Here is a 22,544-nt window from a genome sequence, read left to right on the forward strand (position 1 = left end):
TTTAGTAATCCGGGTAAGAGGTTTTTGGGATTCCGTTTGAGTCTAGAATGGTCACTGCTTTGGTTTGCTCTCCATACTTAAGTGTACCTTTTTTATATCCCTCGCCGATTTTTTTACCCATGTCTATAGGGGCGTTGGACTTTGTTATATCTCCCGTGTTTTTGAAAATTTGCATGGCTCGATTAATTGCATTTAGCTGATCTCTATGGCTGGTGTAACGAGTTGCGGCGCTAGGGATCATAGGTTGGCCGGCTTTTTTCTTACTTTTGTATGTTTCTACAACACCTGTTGTTGGGTTTCTACCAGTACTGGCCCTTTCATATTGAGACTGTAAAGTGGTTTGTGCACCATGTTTTTCTACAAAATGCCCCCCGGAAGAGGCCTCCAGCTTTAACAGTTCTTTATGGGCATTTGCCTCAGCCAGTTCGTCAATTCTTGCTCGCCGCTGTTCCGCTGTCATTTGAGGAGCAGGAGCTTTTGGAGCCCCTTCATTCGCTGCCGCCTTATCGGCAGGATTTTCCGGGCCTCCTGATTTACCACCGCCCTGTCCTAGGCAGTTCAACCCCAACGGATCCACCCATCCCGTAGGGTTAGGCACGTACTGGTAGTTGTTCAACCCCCCCGCCAGCTTGATCGGATCCGGGGTTAAAAACCGTCCAGAGCTCGGATTGTAGTAGCGATGGCGGTTGTAGTGCAGCCCGGTTTCCGTATCGAAGTACTGGCCCTGGAAGCGCAGCGGGTTGTCGATTTCGGAAACGTCCAGCGCGGCCAGATTGCCATACGCCCGGTATTTCGCCGACCACATGATTTCGCCGCTGTAGGCTGTCAGTTCCTGCGGCGTGCCGAGGTGGTCGAGCTGGTAGTAGAACGGTGTGGCCTGGGCCGGGCCTTCGCCATCGAGCATGGCCAAGGGGCGGAAGGTGCCGGGTTCGTAGATGTAGCTGCGGTAGCGATTTTCAGCGCTTTCGGCGATCAGCCGTTCGCCTTGCCAGAGGAATTCGGTGGTGCGGCCATCGACGGTTTTAGCGATGCGGCGGCCAAAGGCGTCGTACTTGTAGGTGGCGGTGCTGCCACCGGGCAGGCTGACGCCGATCAACCGGTGCTGGCAGTCGTACTGGTATTCGGTGACTAGCTTCTGGCCCGCGCCGCGGCGTTCGCGGCTGAGGTTGCCGAAGGCGTCGTAGTCGTAGTGGCGGTCGCCCTGCATCAGCAGGCGGTTGCCCTTGACGTTGGCCAGGTTGGCCGCGGGTTGGTCGCCTTGGCCCAGCAGGTTGCCGGCTGGGTCGTGAGCGAAGCTTTCCGGCGTGGCGCCGCGGACGTTGACCAGCCGATCCAGCGGGTCATAGTGATAACGCAGGTTGCCCTTGCGGCTGTCGTCGATGCCGGCGAGGTTGCCGTTGGTGTCGTAGGCATAGGCGCGGCGGTAGAGGTTCTGGCCCTGCTGTTGCTGGCTGACGCTGTGGGCCTGCAGGCGGCCTTGTTCGTCGTACTGGTATTGACTGAGCAGCAGGCCCTGTTGGCGCTGCTGTTCGCGGCCGGCGTTGAACTGGTGGCTGGTCAGGCGCGAGCCGTTGAGGTCAATGCTGCTCAGTTGCCCACCCGGGGCATGACGATAGTCGAGCTTGCTGCCGTCGGGCAGGCGGCAATGGCTGAGTTGGCCGAGCTTGTCGTACTCGTAGCGCAGGGTGCCCCAGCCCTGGTGTTCGGTGATCAGGCGGTCTTGCAGGTCGTATTCGTAGGCCAGCGGCCAGTGGCCGTCGTCGACATTCACCAGGCGCCCGAGGGCGTCGTAGCTGTAGTGGATTTCTTCGCCGTCGGCGAGGGTTTTCACCAGTAGTCGACCCGCTGCGTCGCGCTGGTACTCGGTGACCAGCTCGCTGCCGTCGTCGCCGAATTCGGTTTTCTTCAGCAGGTTGCCGTTGAGATCGTAGGCATAGGCGGTGCTGCGCCCGTCGAAGCCGGTTTCCTGCTGGATCAGGCCGTTGGGGTAGTAATCCAGGTGGTACTGCTCGCCGCGCTCGTTCTCGATATCGGTGAGCAGCAGGCGCGCGTTGTCGTAGCGATAGCGCAGCTGGCTGCCGTCCGGGTTGATGCGGCGGCTGACCAGGTGCAGGTTGTCGGCATATTCGTAGCGGGTGATGCGGCCCAGCTCGTCGCGTTCGGCGGTGACTTTGCCGTAGGCGTTGTAGCTGAAGGCCCGGGTCGCGCCGCCGGGCAGGGTGATCTGCGCCAGGCGGTTGGCGGCGTCCCATTGGTACTGGGTGATGGCACCGCATTCGTCCTGGCGGGTGATCTGCCGGCCGAGGGCGTCGTAACGGTATTTGCGTTGGCCGCCGTCGGGCAGGCGCTCTTCCAGTAGTTGGCCGAGGCCATTCCAGCCCAGTTGATGACGGCTGCCGTCGGGATGGGTGATTTCCAGCAGGCGGCCCTGGCGGTCGTAGCGGTAGTGGGTTTCGTTGCCGTGCGGGTCGGTCTGTTGGGTGATGTCGCCCTGGAGGTTGCGCTGGTATTTCCAGGTGGCCTTGCCTCGACGGGCTACTCGTACGAAACCGTTGTGGTGCTGGTAGGTGGTCGGTTCATCTTCGGGTGGGATGATTGCGACCAGGCGCCCGGCTTCGTTGTATTGATATTCGGTGACCGCGCCAAGCGGGTCTTTCTCGGCGATCAGCCGGCCTTTTTCATCGTAGGCTTTTTGCGTTTCTGCACCGTCAGGGGTGGTCTGGCTGACCAGTCGGGCATTCTCGTCGTGTACGTAAACCTGCTCGCTGCCATCGGAGTTGACGACAGTCACTGTGCCTTCGTCGTCCCACACATAACGCGCATCGATTTGTGCGATGTTGGACCACTGACGGATACAGCGGACCACCTTGCCTTCGCGTTCCCACTCCCACTGAAAGCTCGCACCACCGGCCAGTTGCCGTTCCTGAATGACGTGCTGCTCGTCATAGCGATAGCGTTCGACTTCACCGACCGCATTGGTGGCGCTGATCAACTGGTTGCGTGCGTTGTACTGGTAGCTGACCAGGGTTTGGACCGTCAGCCACGGCTCCTGGCGCTCACCTTGTTCGTTGTAGTCGGGACGTCGTTGCTGGTAATCCACGGCAACGATATGCCGATCGTCGTAACGCAAAAACAGGGAGCGCCCGGCGCCATTGTCGATGCGCTGGATGCGATCGACCAGGTCGTAGCTGATGTGCAACTGGTTGTCGTAGGCATCGCTGATGGTGGTCAGGCGCCCGGCGCGGAAGTGATAAAAGCGTGCGCCCTGCCCGGCCTGAGTCAGGATCAGTTCGCCCGGGGCATCCCCCAGATAGATGGCGGCTTCGGCCAGGCTATTGGTAATGGCCGGACACTGTTCGGTCGGCAGTGGAAACTGGGTTTGGCGATTTTCGTTGTCAGTCCACAGCACGCCCTCATCGTTGATTTGCAACCGATGGGACAGCGAGTGGCTCCAGCCGAAGCCCAGGCGGTTATCGATTTCCACTGCGCTGGTGCGATACAGCCGTGTCCACTCCAGGGGCAGCAGGCCGTCGAGTTCACCGTCAGTGAGGGTTAGTAGCTCCTCACCGGTGACCATCGAGATGGGGTCGCCCTCGCAGCGGGTGTTCTTTGTGCACTGCGCCGGTTGATTCGCCGGGTTCTTGGATTGCTTGGGTACGTCATTAACAGGTTCTTGTTTGACCAGCAGGCTTTGCGGCTCCGTTTTCTTCCGGGCAAACACCGAGGCGTTCTGCTCCATCAGCGTGGGTGTATCGGCGGTCTTGGGCAGAGGTACAGGCCCACCGCCAGCATCGCTGGGGCTGATGGAGAGTGGGGCCTTCTTGCTCGCGTCCAGTGGAACATCCTTGGCCTTGAGCATCACAGGCTTGGACAGCTCCGTATGGGCCGGAAGGCTATGTTTGCTGCTAGCCGTCATCAGCTGCTCAGCCAGGCCTTCAAGGTATTTGAGCGCTCCCCCAGACTTCATTTTGCTCAGGGCCTTGGTCCCCAGGCGCACGGCAAGGCCGGCCCCGCCGGTAAGGCAGATGCCGATGACCACGTTGATCAGAAATTCGACACCGATACTCGAAATCACACTGGCGATTACTTGCGGCGGTAACATGCCGACCCAGGCGACAATCGCCGAGACGTAGATGAACATCAGCGGTTCGTCGTTGAGTATCAACAAGGCAGAGGCAATGGCGTCCTTGGAGGTGGCGTAGAGCTTGTCGATTTCTATGTTCGACAAGTAATCGCCAAGCTGTTTGGCCTTGCCTATCGGGTCGGCCAAAAGCTCCATAAGGTCTTTCAAGTCGTCCCACAAATTGAGCAGCGCTTGCTCGAAGCTGTCGAGCGCCTCTTGCAGCAGAATCCTTGCGCGACCTGAGCGGTCGGCCTCGGAGTAAGTGCTCCATTGTGGTTGGAACTTGCTCGTCCACTCGCTTTTCAGCCAGCCATCGAGGTGGGTGATCACGCCTTTGTAAGAGCCATAGAGGGCTTTGACATCACTGTCCGACACGTCCGGAAAAAAGGTAATGCGATAGAGCTTCCCCGGGGTGCAGTTGTCGATGGTTTCGATGCCGCTAGGACCGATCTTTCTATTGATCGGGGCTCCCACCACGGAGTACCCGATCATTGCCTTTTCGACCTGTTCAAGGCGGACCGGAGTATTGCCGATGGGCACGTAGCGTGCGGTTTCGAACGCATGGATGAGGGTGAACTTGCCGTCCTTTGGACACACTGCAAAGGTCTCGACGTCACCCGTGCTGGTCCTGCGCTTTTTGACGCTGACTTCGTTGCCGACCTTGAACTTCTGGTCGACGTCCATGACCCTGCCTGTCCAGAAACCGTCCGCCCAGTCCTTGTAGTTAGTCAGGCAATTATTGAAGTCCTTGAGGATCAGGTTCACGTCGGGCTTTTTGGCGTCCAGTACCCGAAGGACCAAGGTTCCCAGTGGGCTGCTAATCATGCGTTGACTTCCTTTGTCAGCTGGGCGGCGAGGCGTTCTGCCATACCTTCTGTATTCGGTTGATGGCGGACGAAGCGTTCGACTTTGTGGCGCAGGTTGTTTTCAGGAAAGGCGAAGTACAGCTCGGGGCAGTCTTCGCTCAGCCACTGCATCAGGTTGTCGATCACCGTGCTGGGATCGTCCTTGGCGAGCTTCTTGACCAGTGCCTCCGGCACTTCCCACCAGGGAAATGGCTTCGGTGGCTTGACTACACCTTGGCCGACGTTCAACGCCCGGCCATTGATCAGGTAGCGGTCGAATATCGGCAGGACTTGGGGGGCGTCTTCGCCCAACCCTTCCAAAATCGGATAAATATGCCGCCCATCCCAAAACCTAAAAAACACCTCGGCACCGCCCGGCATCTTCACCTGGGTCAGGCTGCGCAGGTGTTCGAACACCACTGCCGGTTCGCAGCGGGAGACGGCGAGCCAGCCCCAGTCGTCGGCGTCGGTGGTGGCGATCCAGTCGAGGAAGGGGGAGGTCGGTTTGAGTTCGGCGAGGTAGGGCATGACCGGCTGCCAGTCGGCGTAGGGCGTGCCGCTCCAGAGGGCGGTCAGGCCGCTGGCGCCCTGGGTCTGGTAGAAGTCCTTGAGCGGGTTGGCGTCGCTGGCGTTGCTGATCACCAGGTACAGGCGCTCGTCGGGTTGCAGGGGCTGGCTAGCGAGCCAGGCCTGGGGTGTCAGGCGATCAGATGGCACAGGCACCGTCCTTGCACTTTTCGCACTCTTCGCAGAAAGGCGCGTTGCGTTTGAGGGTGTTGATTTGCGCTGGGGTCAGCAGGGCGCCGGCCTTGTCGGCGTCGGCTTGCTTCAGCACGCCGGGCATCAGTGGCGCGGCGCCGCTGCCGCTGCCTGGGCCGCCGCCGGAGTTGACCTTGACCTGCGGGCCGCTGATGGTCACGCCGCCGGCGTCGAGCTTGATAAAGCTGCCGCCGCCCTTGAGGGTCAGCTCGCTGCCGGCTTCCATGACGACCTTCACCCCGGCATTGAGGTGGATCTCCTGGCCGGCTTCGATGAACTGCCCGGTGCCGATCTTGATGTGCTGGTTCACGCCCACGGTGAGGTGGTCGCTGGCCCGCGCTTCGACCTTGCGGTCGGCGTGCACGGTGTGGTGTTCCTCGGCCTTGAACTCGCTGTAGCTGTTGGCCTCGACCGTGTCGTGGCGCTCGTTGCCGACGCGGATTTTCTGGTCGTGTTCGACGTTCTCGTCCCAGTCGCGCTGGGCGTGCAGGAAGATCTGTTCCTGGCCCTTCTTGTCCTCGATGCGCAGCTCGTTGTAGCCGCCGCCACCCGGGGAGCTGAGGGTCTTGAAGGTGCTGCGGGTCTTGTTCGCCGGCAGGTCGTAGGGGACGACGTTTTCCTTGTGGTACAGGCAGCCGCTGATCAGCGGCTGGTCGGGGTCGCCCTCGAGGAAGGTCACCAGCACTTCCATGCCGATCCGCGGGATGGCGATGCCGCCGTACTGGGCGCCGGCCCAGGCCGAGGACACGCGCAGCCAGCAGCTGGTCTTGTCGTCCGACTGGCCTTCGCGGTCCCAGTGGAACTGCACCTTGACCCGGCCGTATTGGTCGCAGTGGATCTCTTCGCCCTTGGGCCCGGTGACCACCGCGCTCTGGCTGCCGAGGATGCGCGGCTTGGGGTGCAGCAGCGGCGGCCGGTTGGGCACGTCCCAGGGCGTGGCCTGGAAGCGGTTGCGGTAACCCTGGTGGAAGTCGTCCTTCAGCGCCGTGGTGTCGCTGGTCACCGACTCTTCCAGCACCTGCGGCTGCTTGCCTTCGTGGACGATCTCGGTGAGCAGCCAGAGGTCGTTCCATTGCGCTTTCGGGTGTTCGCTCAGGGCCAGGAAATGCCCGCTGACCAGCAGCGGCTGATCGCTCTTGCCCTCGGCCAGGCGGTAGTCGCTGCGGTGGCGTTCCAGGGCACGCTTGGCCAGGTGCTTGCCGCGTTCGCGGTCGACGAAGCGCCCGGGGTAGTCGTAATCCTCGAGGTCCGGCTTGAACTCGCTCTTGGCGTCGCTCTCCAGGGTCAGGCGCGGTTTCTCGAAGTCGTAGTCGCGGCGCGTGGTGCGGCTGGTGCGGGCTTCCAGGCGCAGGTCGAAACGCTTGATCACCGGGTCGTTGGCGACCATGCCGGAGTCTTGCTGGTAGGCCACTGGCGCCAGTTTCGGGAACACCGTCTGGTCATCGCCGAAGACGATCTTGTGGCTGTCGGCGCTGTGCTGGAAGTGGTAGTGGATACCTTCTTCCTCGCACAGGCGCTGGATGAAATGCAGGTCCGATTCGTCGTACTGCACGCAGTAGTTGCGCTCGGGATAGATCGAACCCAGCTGGAACTGGTAGGCATTGCTTTGGATGCCGTGTTCTTCGAGGACCTGGCCGATGATTTTCGGCACCGTGAGGTTCTGGAAGATGCGTTGGTTGATGCGGTGCGCGAGGTAGGCCAGGTGCGGGCGGATGGTCACCGAGTAGCGGGTCAGGCGCTTGCCGGAATCGCCCTGGGCGACGCGGTAGATCTGCCCGTGGATGCCGGTGCCGTTCTGCGCCAACTGCAGGAAGGCCGGTTTGTGCAGCAGGCTTTCCAGGTCCAGGGCGGCCTGGGCGCTGACCAGCTCGACCTCGAAGGCGAAGGGCTGGCTGATGGCTTCCCGTCCGGTGAAGGACAATACCTGGAGGTCGTTCTCCAAACCTTCGACGGTCAGGCTGAAGTGGGTCTGATTGGCCGGCGCGAACATCCCTTGTTCCTCGTGCAGTACTGCCGCGTGGGTCGACCCCGGGGCCGGGCGCCGACGAACGCAAGAAATCCCTTATGGCGTAAACAACATCGACCAGCAGAGCTGGCCGATGTTGGTGTAACGGTCGGCCGGACTTAGCCCGCGACCGGGGAACGCCAGTCGTCGGAACCGGAAGTACCGGAGACTTCGTGGGTCCAGGTGATTTTGCGGTAGGTGAAGTGCACGTCTTCCAGGTGGGTGAAGTGCGAGTTCGCCGGGTCCTGGCAGTTGTGCATGTAGTCTTTGATGTCGACGATGATCGCGTCTTCCAGGGTGGTGGTGTAGTAGTGCTCCTGGGTGCCGGCGGCGGAGGTGCGGTACCACTGGATTTCGATCTTGGTCAGACGCTCACCGGAGGTCAGGGCAGCCAGCAGCAGTGGCGAAGCCTTGTCGAAAACCTTGGTGATGACTACGGGTTTGTGCACGCGCTGGCCGGTTGGCTGGCCGGACTGCGGGTCACGCGGGATGATCACTTCGTGCTGGAAGCCCTGAACCATGACCTGGTCTTCGTGGCCTTCCTGGTAGGTGTTGCCAACGGAGTCAGCGGTGAAGGCACCGGCGGTGATCAGGCCTTGTTTGGTGCCGGTGATGGACATATACGCTGGTGTAGCCATGGATGCTCTCCTTGCTAAAAAATAAAGGTGCCCGGTGGGACGGATCGCCCGGTTGGGTGCCAAGTTGATATCAAGGAGCATGCCAGGAGTTGAAAGCGCCTTATGGAACAAGGACTTCCGGCGTTTTCTGGCATCGCTGACGGTATTTCCAGCTCGAAAGCGCTTGAAAGTGCGCAACTTCTTGCGCAGTGCTGTGCAAGAAGTTGCGCACTTGGCTGCAGGTCCCGGTTTATCGAGCCCTTGGATAACTGTTCACAGAGTTATCCACAGAGGGGTGCGCAAGAAGTTGCGCATAGTGGCCATGGGCCTTGATCTTTAAGGCGTCGCGGATGCCGGTTGCGCTGCCGTGGTCGCCATCTGTGGCTCCCGGTAGCTGGAGGGGCTGAATACCCGGGTCAGCACCAGCATGGCCAGCACACTCAGGACCAGTACCCACCAGGCGCTGATAAAGCTGCCGGTGAGCTGCCGCAGCCAGCCGGTCATCCACGGCGACACGGCGTTGATCAGGAACCCCACCCCTTGCACGAAGGCTGCCAGCTGTCCGGCTTCCCGGGGATCGCGACGGTGGTCGAGGGTGAGAATCAGGCTCAGGGCGAAACAGGCGCTGAGGCCGAAGCCGATCAGCGCCACCCACAGCTGCGGGGCCTGCAGCGGCCACAACACCAGGCCGCTGAAGCCCAGGGCCTGGGCGCTCAGGCTGATGGCGAGCAATGGCCGGCGGTCGTTCTGGCGCTGCGCCAGGGCGGGCATCAACAGCGCGGCGGTGACCTGGAAGAGGGTCATGAACGCCAGCAGCGAACCGCTCTGGGTCGCGCTCCAACCCAATTGCAGGTAATAGGCCGGCAGCCAGGCGACCATGCTCATGTAGCCGCAATTGACCAGGCCGAAGTACAGCGCCAGCAACCAGGCCCGACGGTTGCGCCACAGGCTGATGGAGGGGGCGTCGAGGCGCTGCCCCGGCCCGGCGAAAGGCAGCAGCCACCACAGCAGCAGCGCCGCCAGCGCCGGTAACAGCCAGACGCCGAGCCCGGCCTGCCAATGGGCGAAATGCGTGGCGACCTGAGGGCTGAGCAGCGCCGCGAGGCCGCCGCCGCCCATCAACGAAGCCGAATAAATGCCCATGGCCAAGGCCACCCGTTGCTGGAACTGGCGCTTGATCAGCGCCGGCACCAGTGCCTGGATCAAGGCCACGCCGGCACCGCCGAGCAGAGCCGTGGCGAGCAGGGCGCCGGCCTGGTCGCAGAGCAACCGCGCCAGGCAGGCGCAGAGGATCATCAACAGACCGAGGGCGACGCCGCGCCGTTCTCCCAGGCGGGCTTCTAGGCGCACCCCGAGCAAGGCCACCAGGCCCATGCAGACCACCGGCAGGCTGGTGAGCCAGGCACTGCTCTGGAAGCTCATGCCGGTGGCGCCACGAATCTCCATCAGCAGCGGGCTGATGGAGCTGATGATCGGCCGCAGATTAAGCCCCAGGGCGATCAGCAGGGCCCAGCCGCCGAGGCGGCGCAGGCGCGACTCAGCGAGCGGCATGGCGGGCCTGCCAGTCGCGGTAGATCTCGTGCATCGTCGCTTGCGGCACGTGCTGCACCGGCAAGCGCTGGGCCGCCAGGGGCTGGGCCAGTTGTTCGTAGATCGCCGCCGTGGACAGGCCGAAGGGCGCGGCGCTGGCGTTGTCCGCGGCGAATACCGCGCGCGCCACACCGCACAGGTACATGGCGCTCAAACACATGGGGCAGGGCTGGCCGCTGGCATAGATCACGCAGCCGTCCAGGCGCGGCCCGAGCCGCTGGCTGGCAACCCGGATGGCCAACAGCTCGGCGTGGGCGGTGGGGTCCTGGGTCAGGTGGATCTGGTTGACCGTCTCGGCCAGCACCTGGCCGTCGCGTACCAGCACCGCACCGAACGGCCGGCCGCCGGCCGCGACGTTTTGCCGGGCCAGTTCGACGGCGCGTTGCAGGTACTCCTGATCGTCTTTCATGGGGGGCTCCTTAAGGCATACATCAGGACGCGCCGGCGTCCCGCAGCAGTTTGGCGATGGCGCTCTGGCCGCGTTTTTCCGCCTGTTGCAGGGGGCTCAGGCCATCGTTGTCCGGCAGGTTCAGGTTGGCGCCGGCGGCGATCAACTGAGTGACTATTTGCTGGTGCGCCGGGCCGCCGTCGGCCAGCACAATGGCTTCCATCAGGCAGGTCCAGCCGAGGCGATTGACATGATCGAGGTCGACACCGGCCTCGATCAGCAGGCGCACGGTGTCGACATGCCCACGCTCGCAAGCCGGGATCAGCGCGGTGCCGCCGTAGCGGTTGGTGCTTTTCAGGTCGGCGCCGTGGGCCAGGGTCAGCTGCAGGATCGCATTGCGCCCGCTGGCGCCGGCCAGCAGGTAAGGGCTGTCGTGGATCAGGTTCTTCTGGTTGACGTCGGCGCCGGCCTCGATCAGCGCCCGGGCGATCTCGACCTGATTGGCGGCGGTGGCCAGCAGCAGCGGGCTGCTGCCGTCCAGGCCGCGCACGTTGACGTCCACGCCTTGGCGAAGCAGCGCCTGGACCTTGGGTAACTGCCCGTCGCGGACCGCTTCGAGCAGCTCGTTATCCTTTGCCATCACCACCCCCACCACGAATAGACAGATCGCCAGGACCGCGTGTTTGCAAGACAGGTAACGCATGGCATCAGGCTCCCTGTGCGGTAAATGAGCGCCGAGTATGCTCAGGCCCTAATGTATTCTGAAATTAAATATAACCATGCCAATCAGTGGCATTCAGAATGGTGTCGCCATGTTCGATCCTGTGCTGCTGCGCAGTTTTGTCGCCGTTGTCGACTGCGCCAACTTCACCCGCGCCGCCGAGCGCCTGCACCTCACCCAGTCCACTGTCAGCCAGCAGGTGCGGCGGTTGGAGGAGAGCCTGGACTGCCAGTTGCTCGACCGCGACCAGCGCCGGGTGGTGGCCACCGCCGAGGGCGAGCGTCTGCTGGGGTACGCGCGACGGATCCTGGCCCTCAACGAAGAGGCCAGCGATGTGTTGCTGCATCAACAGAGCGAAGGCGTGTTGCGCCTCGGGGTGCCGGAAGACTTCGCCGCCGAGCGGCTGATGCCGTTGTTGTCGCGCTTCGGCCAGGACCATCCCGGCGTGCGCCTGGAGGTCACCAGCGGGCTGGGCCCGGAATTGACCCGGCTCTATCGACGCGGCGAATTCGACCTGTTGCTGGTCAAGCAGATGGGCGCCGGCGACGACTGCCTGGCGTCGTGGCCGGAACCCCTGTGCTGGGTCGACAGCCGCGCCACCCCGGCCTTTGGCCGCGATCCGTTGCCGTTGGTGGCGTTCCCGGTGGGCGGTTTGTATCGCCATGAAATGTTGCACCACCTCGAGGTTGGTGGCTGGCGCTGGCGCATCGGTTACTCCAGCGCCAGCCTGGCCAGCGTCTGCTCGGCGGTGGCGGCGGGCCTGGGCATCAGCCTGCTGCCGGTGCGAGTGGTGGGCGCCGGGCATCGCGTGCTCGACGCCGCCAGCGGCTTGCCGGACATCCAGGGCGTGCGCCTGGCGTTGTACGGCAGCAGCGGCTTGAGCCGGGCCGGCAAGGCCCTGGAAAGCCAGTTGCTGGAGCTGTGCGAGAGCCAGGTACTGAACGTCTGAACACCCTGTTCATGGGCGCTTGAGATCCGCTTTATCGGGTGCGCCCTGATTCCTTTGATCGACGTTCGGTCGGACTCCTTTATTTCGCCACGGCTGTCGCTTCGCTGCGGTTTTGCCGCGGCGATGCAATGCCTTTGGCGAATATTTTCAATGCTCGCAAAGCATGGCTTTTTGACTCCTTCCCCGCAGCCCTTGATCCGCGCGGCCTGGCGCGAGATGACGGGTTTAAATATGCGTTTTTGATCTATCCATAACTTCAAAGATTACTTTCGGAGATAAGTGTCTGGCGCCAATCATTCAGCCCTCGACGCTGCTCCAGGGGAGTTCGCAGGTGTGGGTCGGGTTATTCGCAAAAGACTGTAGGGAGTTAATCAATGGGCAATGTCCAGACCGCCGCCAATGCACACGAGGTGCTGTGGCGTCAGGCACCGAGCGGCGATCTGGTCGATCTCGGCCGGCCGCATCGCTTGCCGTTGGGCCAATTGCGTTTGCAGAAGGCTCCCAAGGCCGGGCTGCGGCGGCGCGAGGCGATTGCCCTCGGGGTGATCGCCCTGCTGTTGCACGGTGCGGTGATCTACTGGATCAACCAGCAGCCGACGCCGGTATTGCCGATCGTGCCGCCGGAAATTCCGCCGATGACCATCGAGTTTTCCCGGCCCGCGCCGCCGGTGGTCGAACCGCCGCCACCGCAGCCGGTACAGCCGGTGGTGGAGCCGCCACCGCCGGTGGAGGACGAACTGGCGGTCAAGCCGCCACCGCCCAAGCCGATTCCCAAGCCCAAGCCGCAGCCCAAGCCGAAACCGGTCCCCAAGCCTGAGCCCAAGCCGGTCCAGCAACAGCCCGCGCCGCCACAACCGGCCGCGCCTGTCGCCGCTCCGGCCCCGCCCGCGCCACCGGCCCCGGCGCCCGTGACTCCGGCTTCGGCGAATGCCGCGTACTTGAAGAACCCGGCGCCGGAATATCCGTCGCTGGCCCAGCGTCGCGGTTGGGAAGGCACGGTGCTGCTGCGGGTGCACGTACTGGCCAGCGGCAAGCCCGGCGAGATCCAGATTCAGAAAAGCAGCGGTCGCCAGCAACTCGACGACGCGGCGTTATCGGCCGTCAAGCGCTGGAGCTTCGTGCCGGCCAAGCAGGGTGATGTCGCCCAGGACGGCTGGGTCAGCGTACCCATCGATTTCAAGATTCATTGAGCCTGCGCCAGGTGCTGTGCCTGGTCGGTCGCTATCGCGAGCACGCTCGCTCTTACAAGGGTTATACAGAGGGACACATCATGAGTTTATTGGCATCTCCACTCGAATCCATCGAAAGCGCGGTGATCTGGCTGCTGGTGGTCTTTTCCGTGGCCACCTGGGGCCTGGCCCTGCTCAAGGGCGCGCAGTTCGCCCGCCTCAAGGCCCAGGATCGCAAGTTTCACAAACAGTTCTGGGCCGCCTCCAGCCTCGACTCGGCGGCCGAGCTCAGCGAAACCCAGCCCGGTGCCGCCGCTCGTGTGGCCCAGGCCGGCTACGCGGCGATCCAGGTCGGCGACACAGCGCACGCGGCGGACCTGAGCCAGGCCATCAATCATCAGGACCGCCTGGAGCGCGCCCTGCGCCAGCAGATCGTCCGTGAGCGGCGTTCCCTGGAAACCGGCCTGGCGGTGGTCGCCAGTATCGGCAGCACCTCGCCCTTCATCGGTCTGTTCGGCACCGTGTGGGGGATCATGGAAGCCCTGAAAGGCATCAGCGCGGCGGGCTCGGCGAGCCTGGAAACCGTGGCCGGGCCGATCGGCGCGGCACTGGTCGCCACCGGCGTGGGGATCGCCGTCGCGGTGCCGGCGGTGCTGGTTTACAACTATTTCCTGCGGCGCTTGAAGTTGACCGCCGCCGACCTCGATGACTTCGCCCATGACTTCTACAGCCTGGCGCAGAAGAGTTCGTTCCGCGTGCTGATCCACCCGACCGCGCACAAGGTCGCGGCCCAGGGCAGCGCGCAGAAAGTGAAGGAGGCGTCCTGACATGGCCTTCTCGACCCAGGACAGCGATGAGGTACTGAGCGAGATCAACGTCACGCCGCTGGTGGACGTGATGCTGGTACTGCTGGTGGTGTTCATCGTCACCGCGCCACTGTTGACCAACGCGATTCCGATCAACCTGCCCAAGACCGAGGCGGTGGCCCCGGTGGAGCAGAAGGACCCGCTGGTGGTGAGCATCGACGGCACCGGCAAACTTTTTATCAACAAGGACGAGATCCAGCCGGACCTTTTGGAAACCAATCTTCAGGCGGCCAAGGCCAAGGACCCGGAAGTTCGCGTGCAGTTGCAGGCGGACGACGGCGTCAACTACGGCGAAGTGGCCCGTGCCATGGCCTCCATCGAGCGTGCCGGTATCACCAAGCTTTCGGTGATCACCGCCCGCTGACCCAGTGTTGTAAGCCACGACTTTTCAGGCCGTCTCCTTGGCAGGGTGCGGCCTTTTTTTTTGCCTGCGATTTGGCCCAGGGCGCCGGCCTGGACGGACGCCATCGCGAGCAAGCTCGCTCCTACAAAAGCCGGCGGGCGCCACGAACCTGTAGGAGCGAGCTTGCTCGCGATGCAGACACTGCGGTTTGCCGGCCTGAACGCCAGCGTTCGTACAGGATCGGTACAGGTGACATTTGATATTCTTTATGGATCTTAATAAATAGCTTCTTATTCCTTAACGAATATAACTCTCGTCCCTATACTCGATCGGGAACAGACACGCAGGAGAGCTCCCCATGCGCAACGAATCAATTCGCTACCTGATTGTGCCGGGCTGGCAAGGATCGCCAGAAGATCATTGGCAAAGCCACTGGCAGAACAGCCTGCCGAACAGTGCGCGGGTGGAGCAGGCCGACTGGCTGACGCCGCGGCGCGAAGATTGGGTCGCGGCGCTGGCCGAGGCGATTGCCGCCGACAGCACCCCGGTGATCCTGATCGCCCACAGCCTGGGCTGCATCACCGTCGCACACTGGGCCGCCCATGCGCCGGCCAGTGCCTTGCGCCAGGTGCGCGGTGCGTTGCTGGTGGCGCCGGCGGATGTCGAGCGTCCGGCCTGCGCGCCGGCGCTGCGCAATTTCGCGCCGATCCCCAGCGACCTGTTGCCGTTCCCGAGCCAGATAGTCAGCTCCGACAACGACAGCGCCATCAGTGCGCCGCGTGCCCTGGAGCTGGCTCGCCACTGGGGCGCCGAGGCGGGGATCCTGTCCGGTGCCGGGCATATCAACGTCAAGTCCGGGCACCAGCGCTGGGAGCAGGGTTTCGCGTATCTCTATCGCCTGCAAAACCGCATGGAACAGCATTCCCTGCGCCGCGCCTGATTTTTTCTTTTTGTTAAACGCCCCCGCCTGCCAGCGGATTTGGGCGGGAGTCTGCCATGAGTCTGCATGAGTCTTTCGGCCAGCCGTTGCTGACCTTTCCCGATGCTGAAAAAAGCCCGCTGAGCATCCGCGCCAAGGCGCTGGTGTTCGTCGATCCCCGTTCGCGGCAGTTGCGCCAGGAGCTGGAACAGCTGGCGCCGCGGGCGATCTCGGTGTTGATCCGCGGTGAAACCGGCAGTGGCAAGGAGCTGCTGGCCCGGCATATCCACCGCGCCAGCGACCGCAGCGGCCTGTTCGTGTCGGTCAACTGCGGAGCCATCAGCCCTACCTACGCCGACGCCGAACTGTTCGGCTACGCCGCCGGCACCTTCAGCGGCTCGGCCAGCAGCCGCGCCGGCTGGTTCGGCTCGGCCAACGGCGGCACCCTGTACCTGGACGAGATCGGCGACTTGCCGTTGCCGATCCAGATCAAGCTGTTGTCGGCCCTGGAAAACCATGAGGTGACCCGGGTCGGCGCCCATCAGCCGAGCCCGGTGGACGTGCGCCTGGTGGCGGCCACCAGCATCGACCTGGCCCAGGCGGTGGCGGCGGGCAAGTTCCATGAGCGGCTGTATCACTACCTCGGCGAGGGCCACCTGGAACTGCCGGCGCTGCGCGAGAGGGTCGGCGACATCCTGTCATTGGCCGAATACTTCCTCGGTATCTACAGCCAGCGCCTCGACCTGCCGGTGCCGCTGATCAGCGAAGCCGCCCAGCAGGTGCTGGAGCAGCACAGCTGGCCGGGCAACACCCGCGAGCTGGAGAACGTCATTCACTTTGCCCTGCTGGTCAGCAGTGGCGAGGAGATCCTGCCGGAGCACCTGAACCTGCCGCCGCAGCTGTCGCGGCTGGAGCTGGTGGACCAGCAATTGAAGGGCCTGATCGCAGACGGTTCCACCGCCGAGTTGCAGGCGCTGAAGCACCTGCTCAAGCAACACGGTCTGGTCTGATCCTTTACCCCATTTCTGTAGGAGCGAGCTTGCTCGCGATAGCGCCATACCAGGCACCACAAGGTGCCAGGACTGTCGTCATCGCGAGCAAGCTCGCTCCTACATTTATGTGGGCTGGGGCTTGTGGAGCGCCCCGGATGCGGGCTAGAGCGGTCCGATTGTGTATGAACAAAATGGAATATCAACGTGAATAAAAGATATTGTTAAGGCATAAAAAATCCCGGTATTGTCCGCTCCACGCCAGAGATAGCACTTCGCTGGCACCTTCATTACAAAAGCCGTCGTCACTGACGACTCATAAGGACACTGCATGAAAAAGGTTCTGTTGTTCACCGCACTGGCGGCTGCCCTGACTGCCGGTCTGGCCCAGGCTGGCGAGAAACTGGTAGTGGCGGCCACCCCTGTGCCGCACGCCGAGATCCTCGAGCTGATCAAGCCGACCCTGGCCAAGGAAGGCGTGGACCTGGAAATCAAGGTTTTCACCGATTACGTGCAGCCGAACGTGCAGGTCGATCAGAAGCGTCTGGACGCCAACTACTTCCAGACCCTGCCGTACCTGAAGAGCTTCAACGAAGGCAAGGGCACTAACCTGGTGACCGTGGTTGGCGTGCACGTCGAACCGTTTGGCGGCTACTCGAAGAAAGTCAAAACCCTGGCCGAGCTGAAAGACGGCGCGACCATCGCCATTCCGAACGAAGGCAGCAACAGCGGCCGGGCCCTGATCCTGCTGCAGAAGGCCGGCCTGATCGAACTCAAGGACCCGAAAAACGCCCTGGCGACCCCGAAAGACATCGCCAAGAACCCGCACAACTTCAAGTTCAAGGAACTGGAGTCGGCCCTGCTGCCGCGCGTGCTGGACCAGGTCGACCTGGACATGATCAACACCAACTACGCCCTGGAAGCCGGCCTGAACCCGGCCAAGGATGCGCTGGTGATCGAGGGGGCCGATTCGCCTTACGTGAACTTCCTGGTGGCCCGCCCGGACAACAAGGACAGCGCCGCCATCCAGAAACTGGCCAAGGCCCTGACCAGCCCGCAAGTGAAAGAATTCATCGCGAAGAAATACAGCGGCGCGGTATTGCCTGCCTTCTGATGGACTACGCTTAAGTCGTACAAACCCCTTCAAGGTTTAAACGCCGATGGCTTCTACAGCGTCGGCGTTTTTTATTGCCCGCAAGAACGGCTTCACTTTGCTTCTGTAGGAGCGAAGCTTGCTCGCGATCCAGGCGCCGCGGTGTATCGGCAAGGACGCAACTACGGGCAATCAACGATGAAGGGATTTTGCTCAGGAAGGCTTCATGGCCCGGCACAGCGCCTTCAGCCATTTGACGATGTCCTGCGGATCGAGAGGTTGCGGGGTATTGAGGTCGGTCATTGTTCTTATCGTCCATGTACGTGTCTGGCCCGTTGAAGTCGGGGGCCGCTTGTCCGTTCCTTGGAATCGGAAAGATCCCTTACGGCGTCAGAAAAGTAGCCGGCTCAGGCGCGCATGGCAAACCCCGCAGGTTAGTTTTTTGAGTGATATCAATATGCTTTAACGGTATTTAAATTATTGTTTTTATAGCTTTAAAGTCGATGCCTGCCGGGTGGTTACCCACCGCCCAATGGACTGCACCACCGCCGCTGTACCCCAGCGGCGTCCAGGATTGCCATGACCCTCGACTACGCTTTTATCCTCAGTACGCTGCCGGCCTTCCTCAAGGCCGTGGGCGTGACCTTGCAGGTCGGCCTGATCGCCATCGCCACCTCCCTGCTGGTGGCCCTGATCAACGCCACCATCCTGGTGTTCCGCACCCCCTACCTGCAGCGCCTGATCGGGCTGTACGTGGAGCTGGCGCGCAACACCCCGCTGCTGATCCAGCTGTTCTTCGTCTACTTCGCCCTGCCGGCATTGGGGCTGAAGATTTCCGGGTTCGCCGCGGCGATCATCACCATGACCTTTCTCGGCGGCGCCTACCTCACCGAGGTGCTGCGCGCCGGCGTCGAAGCGGTGCCGACGGCCCAGTTGGAGTCGGGGCGCTCCATCGGCCTGTCGCACTGGCAGCTGCTGCGCTACGTGATCCTGCCGCAGGCCGGGATCCTCAGCCTGCCGTCGCTGTTCGCCAATTTCATTTTCCTGCTCAAGGAAACCACCGTGGTCTCGGCGGTGGCGGTGCCGGAGATTCTCTACACCACCAAGAGCTACATCGCCCTCTACTACAAGACCTACGAAATGCTCGCCGTGCTCACGCTGATCTGCGTGCTGCTGTTCTTGCCGCTGTCGCTGTTGCTCAGCCGTCTGGAAAGGAGGTTGCAGCATGGCCAGTTCGGGTCTTGAACTGCTCTGGGTGTCCTTGCCGCAACTGGGCAAGGGCGCCGCGCAGACGTTATCGATCTCCCTGCTGAGCATCGCCTTCAGCACCGTCGGCGGCGTGCTCTATGGCGTGCTGCGGACCCTCGACCGCAAATGGCTGAACGCCGTGCTGCGCATCTACCTGGAGCTGTTCCGGGCGATCCCGGTGCTGGTCTGGCTGTACCTGCTGTTCTTCGGTTTCCCGATCTTCTTCGGCATCAGCATCCCCAGCTTCACCTGCGCGGTGCTGGTGCTGTCGCTGTGGGGCGCCAGCGAAGTCGGCGAGGTGGTGCGCGGTGCCCTGCATTCGCTGCCCCGCGGCCAGCGCGAGGCGGGGCTGTCGATCGGCCTGTCCGACCCACAGCTGTACGGCTACGTGCTGCTGCCCCAGGCGCTGAAACGCATGACGCCGCCGACCATCAACGTCTACACGCGGATCATCAAGACCAGCTCGCTGGCGGTGCTGATCGGCGTGGTGGATGTGATCAAGGTCGGCCAGCAGATCATCGAGCGCACCTACGAATCGGTGCTGATCTACGGTGCCCTGTTCCTGTTTTTCTTCTTTATCTGCTACCCGCTGTCGGCCGCCTCGCGCGTGCTGGAGCGGCGCTGGACGCAAGCATGAGCGCACTGATCGAGTTCCAGGGTTTCAACAAGTTTTTCGGCGAGCAGCAGGTGCTCAAGGACATCGACCTCAAGGTCGCCCAGGGCGAAGTGGTGGTGATTCTCGGCCCCAGCGGCTGTGGCAAGTCCACCTTGCTGCGCTGCCTCAATGGCCTGGAAAAAGCCCACGGCGGCCACCTGAGATTCGCCGGCCAAGAGCTGCTGGACCCGGCCACCGACTGGCGCCAGGTGCGCCAGGACATCGGCATGGTGTTCCAGAGCTACCACCTGTTCCCGCACATGAGCGTGCTCGACAACATCCTGCTCGGCCCGCTCAAGGTGCAGAAACGCGACCGCCGCGAAGCCCGCGCCCAGGCCGAGGCGCTGCTGGAACGGGTGGGCCTTTCGGACAAGCGCGATGCCTTCCCGCGCCAGCTCTCCGGCGGCCAGCAGCAACGCATCGCCATCGTCCGTTCGCTGTGCATGAACCCGCAGGTGATGCTGTTCGACGAGGTCACCGCGGCGCTGGACCCGGAGATGGTCAAGGAGGTGCTGCAAGTGATCCAGGGCCTGGCCCGGGACGGCATGACCCTGTTGATCGTCACCCACGAAATGGCCTTCGCCCGCGCGGTGGCCGACCGCATCGTGTTCATGGATGCCGGGCGCATCCTCGAACAGCACCCTCCCGAGATCTTCTTTACGAACCCGCGGAGCGCACGAGCGCAGCAGTTCCTGGAGAAATTCTCCTTCGTTGAAACACTGCCAAAAAAGATCCCTGCAAAGGAACTGGAGCTCTTATGAAAACTGCCAAGTCTTCGCTACTGCTACTCCCGCTGTTCGGCCTCGCCCTGCTGGCCGGCTGCGATAAATCCGCCGAGCCGCCCAAGCCTGCGGCCAGCGCCAGCGCTGCCCCGGCGGCCGGCTACCTGGACAAGATCAAGGCCCGCGACAAGCTGATCGTCGGCGTATTCACCGACAAGCCGCCGTTCGGTTTCGTCGACGAGACCGGCCGCTACGTGGGCTTCGATACCGATATCGGGCGGCAATTCGCCAAGGACCTGCTGGGCGACGAGAACAAGGTGGAGTTCGTCGCGGTGGAGCCGGCCAGCCGCATTCCGTTCCTGCAGAGCGACAAGGTCGACCTGATCCTGGCCAACATGACCGTCACCCCGGAGCGCAAGGAAGCGGTGGAGTTCACCAACCCCAACCTCAAGGTCGCGGTACAGGCCCTGGTGCCGGATGGCAGCGAAGTGAAGAGCCTGGATGACCTGGCGAGCCGCACCACTATCGTCACCACCGGCACCACTGCCGATATCTGGCTGACCAAGAACCACCCGGACTGGAAACTGCTCAAGTTCGAGAAGAACTCCGAGTCCCTGCAAGCCCTGGCCAACGGCCGCGGCGATGCCTATGCCCAGGACAACCTGATCCTGTTCAGCTGGTCCAAGCAGAACCCGGGTTACCGCGTACTGCCGCAGACCCTGGGGGAGCAGGCGCCGATCGCGCCGGCGGTGAAGAAGGGCAATATCGAACTGCGTGACTGGGTCAACGCCGAACTGGCCAAGCTGGGCGAGGACAAGTACCTGCTCAAGCTCTACGACCAGTACGTGCGCAAGGAACTGAGCGACGACACCAAGCCGGAAAGCGTGATTGTCGAAGGCGGCAAGTGGCAGGGGTGACAGTCTGTGCCTGAGCCCCTGTAGCCGCTGCCGCAGGCTGCGATCGACCCGGGCCGCGTTCGGAGAACGGTCGCAGCGGTTTCAAGGTCGCCGAGGTCCTTCGGACCTATCGCAGCCTGCGGCAGCGGCTACAGGGATTGCATGCGACCATGCCGGCAAGCATTGCACCCCGTAGGAGCAGGGGGGACGCCTGGTTCTTGCCCGCGATATTTTTGAGGCCGCTCAATCCGGCCAATACCACGCCGGTTCATCGAGCATCCCCTGGCCGACGATTTCGGTCTGGCCGAAATTTTTCTCCAGCACGATGCAGTTGCACTCCGGGTGTTGCTGCAACGCCGCGATCAACCGGCTGGCATGGGACACCACCCACACCTGGCACTGCTGCGAGGCGCGAATGATCAGGCGCGCCAAGGCCGGCAGCAGGTCCGGGTGCAGGCTGGTTTCCGGTTCGTTGAGCACCATCAGCGTCGGTGGCCGCGGCGTCAGCAGGGCGGCGACCAGCAGCAGGTAGCGCAGGGTGCCGTCCGACAGCTCCGCCGCCGACAGCGGCCGCAGCAGACCGTCCTGATGGAACTCGATGGCGAAGCGCCCGCCCTGCAGCGGGGCGATGTTCAGGCGGGCACCGGGGAAGGCGTCGCTGACCGCCCTTTGCAGGGCCTCGGGGTCACCGATCTCACGGATGGTTTGCAGGGCCGCCGCCAGGTCGCGGCCATCGTGATGCAGCACCGGGGTGCGGGTGCCCAGTTGCGGTTGCCGCGCCGGCGCCTCGGCGTCGCTGCGAAAGTGATCGTAGAAGCGCCAGCCGCGAATGTTCTCACGCAGCAACAACACTTCCGGTGAAGAGCGCAGGTTGCCCACCTGGTCGAACAGGCTGTCGAAGGTCGGCGTGTGCTGGGCCAGCACGTCCCAGTCGCGACCCTCGCGGGTGCGGATCATCGGCCCGGCCCGGTTGACCAGCAGGCTGGCCGGGCGATACAGCGGCCCGGCCCAGATGCATTCGCGTTTGATTTCCGGGTCCAGGGAGAAGTAGGACACGTGTTCGGGCAGTGGCATGGGCAGGCCCAGGGCGATGGCATAGCTGAAGTCCTCGCCGGAAAAGCCCAGGCGCAGGCGCTTGCTGGTCTGACGCACGCTGGACTCGATGGGCACCTCGCCATTGCGCATGCGTCGGCTGATCTGCTCCGGCCCGGCCCAGAACGTCGAGTCCAGGCCGCCTTCGTGGGCCAGCGCATTGATCACCCCACCCTGCGCAGTTTCCGCCAGCAGGCGCAGGGCCTTGTACAGGTTGGACTTGCCGCTGCCGTTGGGGCCGGTGATCAGGTTCAGCCGCTGCAACGGAATCACCAGTTTGTTGATCGAGCGGTAATTGGCCACTGCCAGGGTCTTGAGCATGCCGGGGCTCCTTGTGCATGGAGGCGCAGTGTGCCTGATTTTCCCCTAAGCCAGCGCCCCTGCGGACTGCTCTTGTAGGAGCGAGCTTGCTCGCGATCAGGTTCGCAGAACCTGAAACTCCGCGCGTCACGACGCCCTCGTTGCTCAGCCGATCAACCATTACGCATTTGCTCCGCAGCCCGCGTGCAGCGGTTGAACCCTGTTCTAAGCTCACAGTCGTATCGTCACCTGTAC

Annotated in this window: 19 protein-coding genes; 11 read left to right on the forward strand and 8 right to left on the reverse strand. The window is 62.9% G+C overall.

Annotated features, from left to right (window positions below):
• Position 1: 1 nt before the first annotated feature.
• From AC07PQ_RS12575 to AC07PQ_RS12605, 7 genes are all read right to left on the reverse strand, one after another.
• Entirely contained in the window at positions 2-4,948 is a 4,947-nt protein-coding gene (locus AC07PQ_RS12575; protein ID WP_493185617.1) for an RHS repeat-associated core domain-containing protein, read from the reverse strand.
• A complete protein-coding gene (locus AC07PQ_RS12580) occupies positions 4,945-5,685 on the reverse strand; it encodes a DUF4123 domain-containing protein (protein ID WP_492571719.1) in 741 nt (246 codons plus the stop codon). Before AC07PQ_RS12580 ends, AC07PQ_RS12575 begins: the two co-directional genes overlap by 4 nt.
• Positions 5,675-7,717 carry a type VI secretion system Vgr family protein gene (locus tag AC07PQ_RS12585; protein WP_493185618.1) on the reverse strand — a complete coding sequence of 681 codons (2,043 nt, stop codon included), beginning with the start codon at positions 7,715-7,717 and terminating at the stop codon, positions 5,675-5,677. The genes AC07PQ_RS12580 and AC07PQ_RS12585 overlap by 11 nt, the downstream gene beginning before the upstream one ends.
• Positions 7,718-7,851: 134 nt before the next feature.
• The gene (locus AC07PQ_RS12590) at positions 7,852-8,370 is read right to left on the reverse strand and encodes an Hcp family type VI secretion system effector (RefSeq protein ID WP_009041653.1); all 519 of its coding nucleotides are present in this window, start codon (positions 8,368-8,370) and stop codon (positions 7,852-7,854) included.
• A gap of 315 nt (positions 8,371-8,685) precedes the next feature.
• Positions 8,686-9,900, reverse strand: coding sequence for a CynX/NimT family MFS transporter (locus tag AC07PQ_RS12595; protein ID WP_493185619.1), 1,215 nt, complete (start codon positions 9,898-9,900; stop codon positions 8,686-8,688).
• Positions 9,887-10,348 (reverse strand): nucleoside deaminase, encoded by a 462-nt coding sequence (locus tag AC07PQ_RS12600; RefSeq protein ID WP_284171772.1) that lies wholly within the window; start codon positions 10,346-10,348, stop codon positions 9,887-9,889. Before AC07PQ_RS12600 ends, AC07PQ_RS12595 begins: the two co-directional genes overlap by 14 nt.
• 22 nt (positions 10,349-10,370) lie before the next feature.
• Positions 10,371-11,030, reverse strand: coding sequence for an ankyrin repeat domain-containing protein (locus AC07PQ_RS12605; RefSeq protein ID WP_493185620.1), 660 nt, complete (start codon positions 11,028-11,030; stop codon positions 10,371-10,373).
• 109 nt (positions 11,031-11,139) lie between these two features.
• On the opposite strand from AC07PQ_RS12605, the gene AC07PQ_RS12610 reads away from it, so the two are divergent.
• From AC07PQ_RS12610 to AC07PQ_RS12660, 11 genes are all read left to right on the forward strand, one after another.
• A complete protein-coding gene (locus AC07PQ_RS12610; protein ID WP_492571716.1) occupies positions 11,140-11,997 on the forward strand; it encodes a LysR family transcriptional regulator in 858 nt (285 codons plus the stop codon).
• Between the two features lie 374 nt (positions 11,998-12,371).
• Positions 12,372-13,187, forward strand: coding sequence for an energy transducer TonB (locus tag AC07PQ_RS12615; protein WP_493185621.1), 816 nt, complete (start codon positions 12,372-12,374; stop codon positions 13,185-13,187).
• Positions 13,188-13,267: 80 nt separating this feature from the next.
• Complete coding sequence (locus AC07PQ_RS12620; RefSeq protein WP_493185622.1) at positions 13,268-13,993, forward strand: MotA/TolQ/ExbB proton channel family protein; 726 nt, start codon at positions 13,268-13,270, stop codon at positions 13,991-13,993.
• 1 nt (position 13,994) lies between these two features.
• Positions 13,995-14,396, forward strand: a complete 402-nt coding sequence (locus AC07PQ_RS12625) for an ExbD/TolR family protein (protein WP_007923324.1) — start codon at positions 13,995-13,997, stop codon at positions 14,394-14,396.
• A gap of 337 nt (positions 14,397-14,733) precedes the next feature.
• The gene (locus tag AC07PQ_RS12630) at positions 14,734-15,315 is read left to right on the forward strand and encodes an alpha/beta hydrolase (RefSeq protein ID WP_101336483.1); all 582 of its coding nucleotides are present in this window, start codon (positions 14,734-14,736) and stop codon (positions 15,313-15,315) included.
• Between the two features lie 56 nt (positions 15,316-15,371).
• Positions 15,372-16,304, forward strand: coding sequence for a sigma 54-interacting transcriptional regulator (locus AC07PQ_RS12635; RefSeq protein WP_493185623.1), 933 nt, complete (start codon positions 15,372-15,374; stop codon positions 16,302-16,304).
• A gap of 310 nt (positions 16,305-16,614) precedes the next feature.
• Positions 16,615-17,397: a MetQ/NlpA family ABC transporter substrate-binding protein gene (locus AC07PQ_RS12640; protein WP_007925335.1), complete on the forward strand. Its 783-nt coding sequence runs from the start codon at positions 16,615-16,617 to the stop codon at positions 17,395-17,397.
• A 558-nt stretch (positions 17,398-17,955) separates the two neighbouring features.
• Positions 17,956-18,621, forward strand: coding sequence for an amino acid ABC transporter permease (locus tag AC07PQ_RS12645; RefSeq protein ID WP_007925334.1), 666 nt, complete (start codon positions 17,956-17,958; stop codon positions 18,619-18,621).
• Complete coding sequence (locus AC07PQ_RS12650) at positions 18,602-19,261, forward strand: amino acid ABC transporter permease (RefSeq protein ID WP_085533338.1); 660 nt, start codon at positions 18,602-18,604, stop codon at positions 19,259-19,261. The genes AC07PQ_RS12645 and AC07PQ_RS12650 overlap by 20 nt, the downstream gene beginning before the upstream one ends.
• Positions 19,258-20,040: an amino acid ABC transporter ATP-binding protein gene (locus AC07PQ_RS12655; protein ID WP_009041663.1), complete on the forward strand. Its 783-nt coding sequence runs from the start codon at positions 19,258-19,260 to the stop codon at positions 20,038-20,040. The genes AC07PQ_RS12650 and AC07PQ_RS12655 overlap by 4 nt, the downstream gene beginning before the upstream one ends.
• Positions 20,037-20,918, forward strand: coding sequence for a transporter substrate-binding domain-containing protein (locus AC07PQ_RS12660; RefSeq protein WP_101336487.1), 882 nt, complete (start codon positions 20,037-20,039; stop codon positions 20,916-20,918). The genes AC07PQ_RS12655 and AC07PQ_RS12660 overlap by 4 nt, the downstream gene beginning before the upstream one ends.
• A 222-nt stretch (positions 20,919-21,140) precedes the next feature.
• Here the strand turns inward: AC07PQ_RS12660 and AC07PQ_RS12665 are convergent, their stop codons facing one another.
• Positions 21,141-22,310 (reverse strand): AAA family ATPase, encoded by a 1,170-nt coding sequence (locus AC07PQ_RS12665; RefSeq protein ID WP_493185624.1) that lies wholly within the window; start codon positions 22,308-22,310, stop codon positions 21,141-21,143.
• Between the last annotated feature and the right edge of the window lie 234 nt (positions 22,311-22,544).

Source organism: Pseudomonas sp. GW821-FHT09E12 (assembly GCF_059416085.1).

Bases quoted from the DNA above. Each gene is read 5' to 3' on its own strand.
- AC07PQ_RS12660 (WP_101336487.1), top strand. From the start codon at position 20,037: ATGAAAACTGCCAAGTCTTCGCTACTGCTACTCCCGCTGTTCGGCCTC.
- AC07PQ_RS12635 (WP_493185623.1), top strand. From the start codon at position 15,372: ATGAGTCTGCATGAGTCTTTCGGCCAGCCGTTGCTGACCTTTCCCGAT.
- AC07PQ_RS12645 (WP_007925334.1), top strand. From the start codon at position 17,956: ATGACCCTCGACTACGCTTTTATCCTCAGTACGCTGCCGGCCTTCCTC.
- AC07PQ_RS12665 (WP_493185624.1), bottom strand. From the start codon at position 22,310: ATGCTCAAGACCCTGGCAGTGGCCAATTACCGCTCGATCAACAAACTG.
- AC07PQ_RS12615 (WP_493185621.1), top strand. From the start codon at position 12,372: ATGGGCAATGTCCAGACCGCCGCCAATGCACACGAGGTGCTGTGGCGT.
- AC07PQ_RS12575 (WP_493185617.1), bottom strand. From the start codon at position 4,948: ATGATTAGCAGCCCACTGGGAACCTTGGTCCTTCGGGTACTGGACGCC.
- AC07PQ_RS12600 (WP_284171772.1), bottom strand. From the start codon at position 10,348: ATGAAAGACGATCAGGAGTACCTGCAACGCGCCGTCGAACTGGCCCGG.
- AC07PQ_RS12655 (WP_009041663.1), top strand. From the start codon at position 19,258: ATGAGCGCACTGATCGAGTTCCAGGGTTTCAACAAGTTTTTCGGCGAG.
- AC07PQ_RS12595 (WP_493185619.1), bottom strand. From the start codon at position 9,900: ATGCCGCTCGCTGAGTCGCGCCTGCGCCGCCTCGGCGGCTGGGCCCTG.
- AC07PQ_RS12605 (WP_493185620.1), bottom strand. From the start codon at position 11,030: ATGCGTTACCTGTCTTGCAAACACGCGGTCCTGGCGATCTGTCTATTC.
- AC07PQ_RS12610 (WP_492571716.1), top strand. From the start codon at position 11,140: ATGTTCGATCCTGTGCTGCTGCGCAGTTTTGTCGCCGTTGTCGACTGC.
- AC07PQ_RS12620 (WP_493185622.1), top strand. From the start codon at position 13,268: ATGAGTTTATTGGCATCTCCACTCGAATCCATCGAAAGCGCGGTGATC.
- AC07PQ_RS12630 (WP_101336483.1), top strand. From the start codon at position 14,734: ATGCGCAACGAATCAATTCGCTACCTGATTGTGCCGGGCTGGCAAGGA.
- AC07PQ_RS12650 (WP_085533338.1), top strand. From the start codon at position 18,602: ATGGCCAGTTCGGGTCTTGAACTGCTCTGGGTGTCCTTGCCGCAACTG.
- AC07PQ_RS12590 (WP_009041653.1), bottom strand. From the start codon at position 8,370: ATGGCTACACCAGCGTATATGTCCATCACCGGCACCAAACAAGGCCTG.
- AC07PQ_RS12585 (WP_493185618.1), bottom strand. From the start codon at position 7,717: ATGTTCGCGCCGGCCAATCAGACCCACTTCAGCCTGACCGTCGAAGGT.
- AC07PQ_RS12640 (WP_007925335.1), top strand. From the start codon at position 16,615: ATGAAAAAGGTTCTGTTGTTCACCGCACTGGCGGCTGCCCTGACTGCC.
- AC07PQ_RS12625 (WP_007923324.1), top strand. From the start codon at position 13,995: ATGGCCTTCTCGACCCAGGACAGCGATGAGGTACTGAGCGAGATCAAC.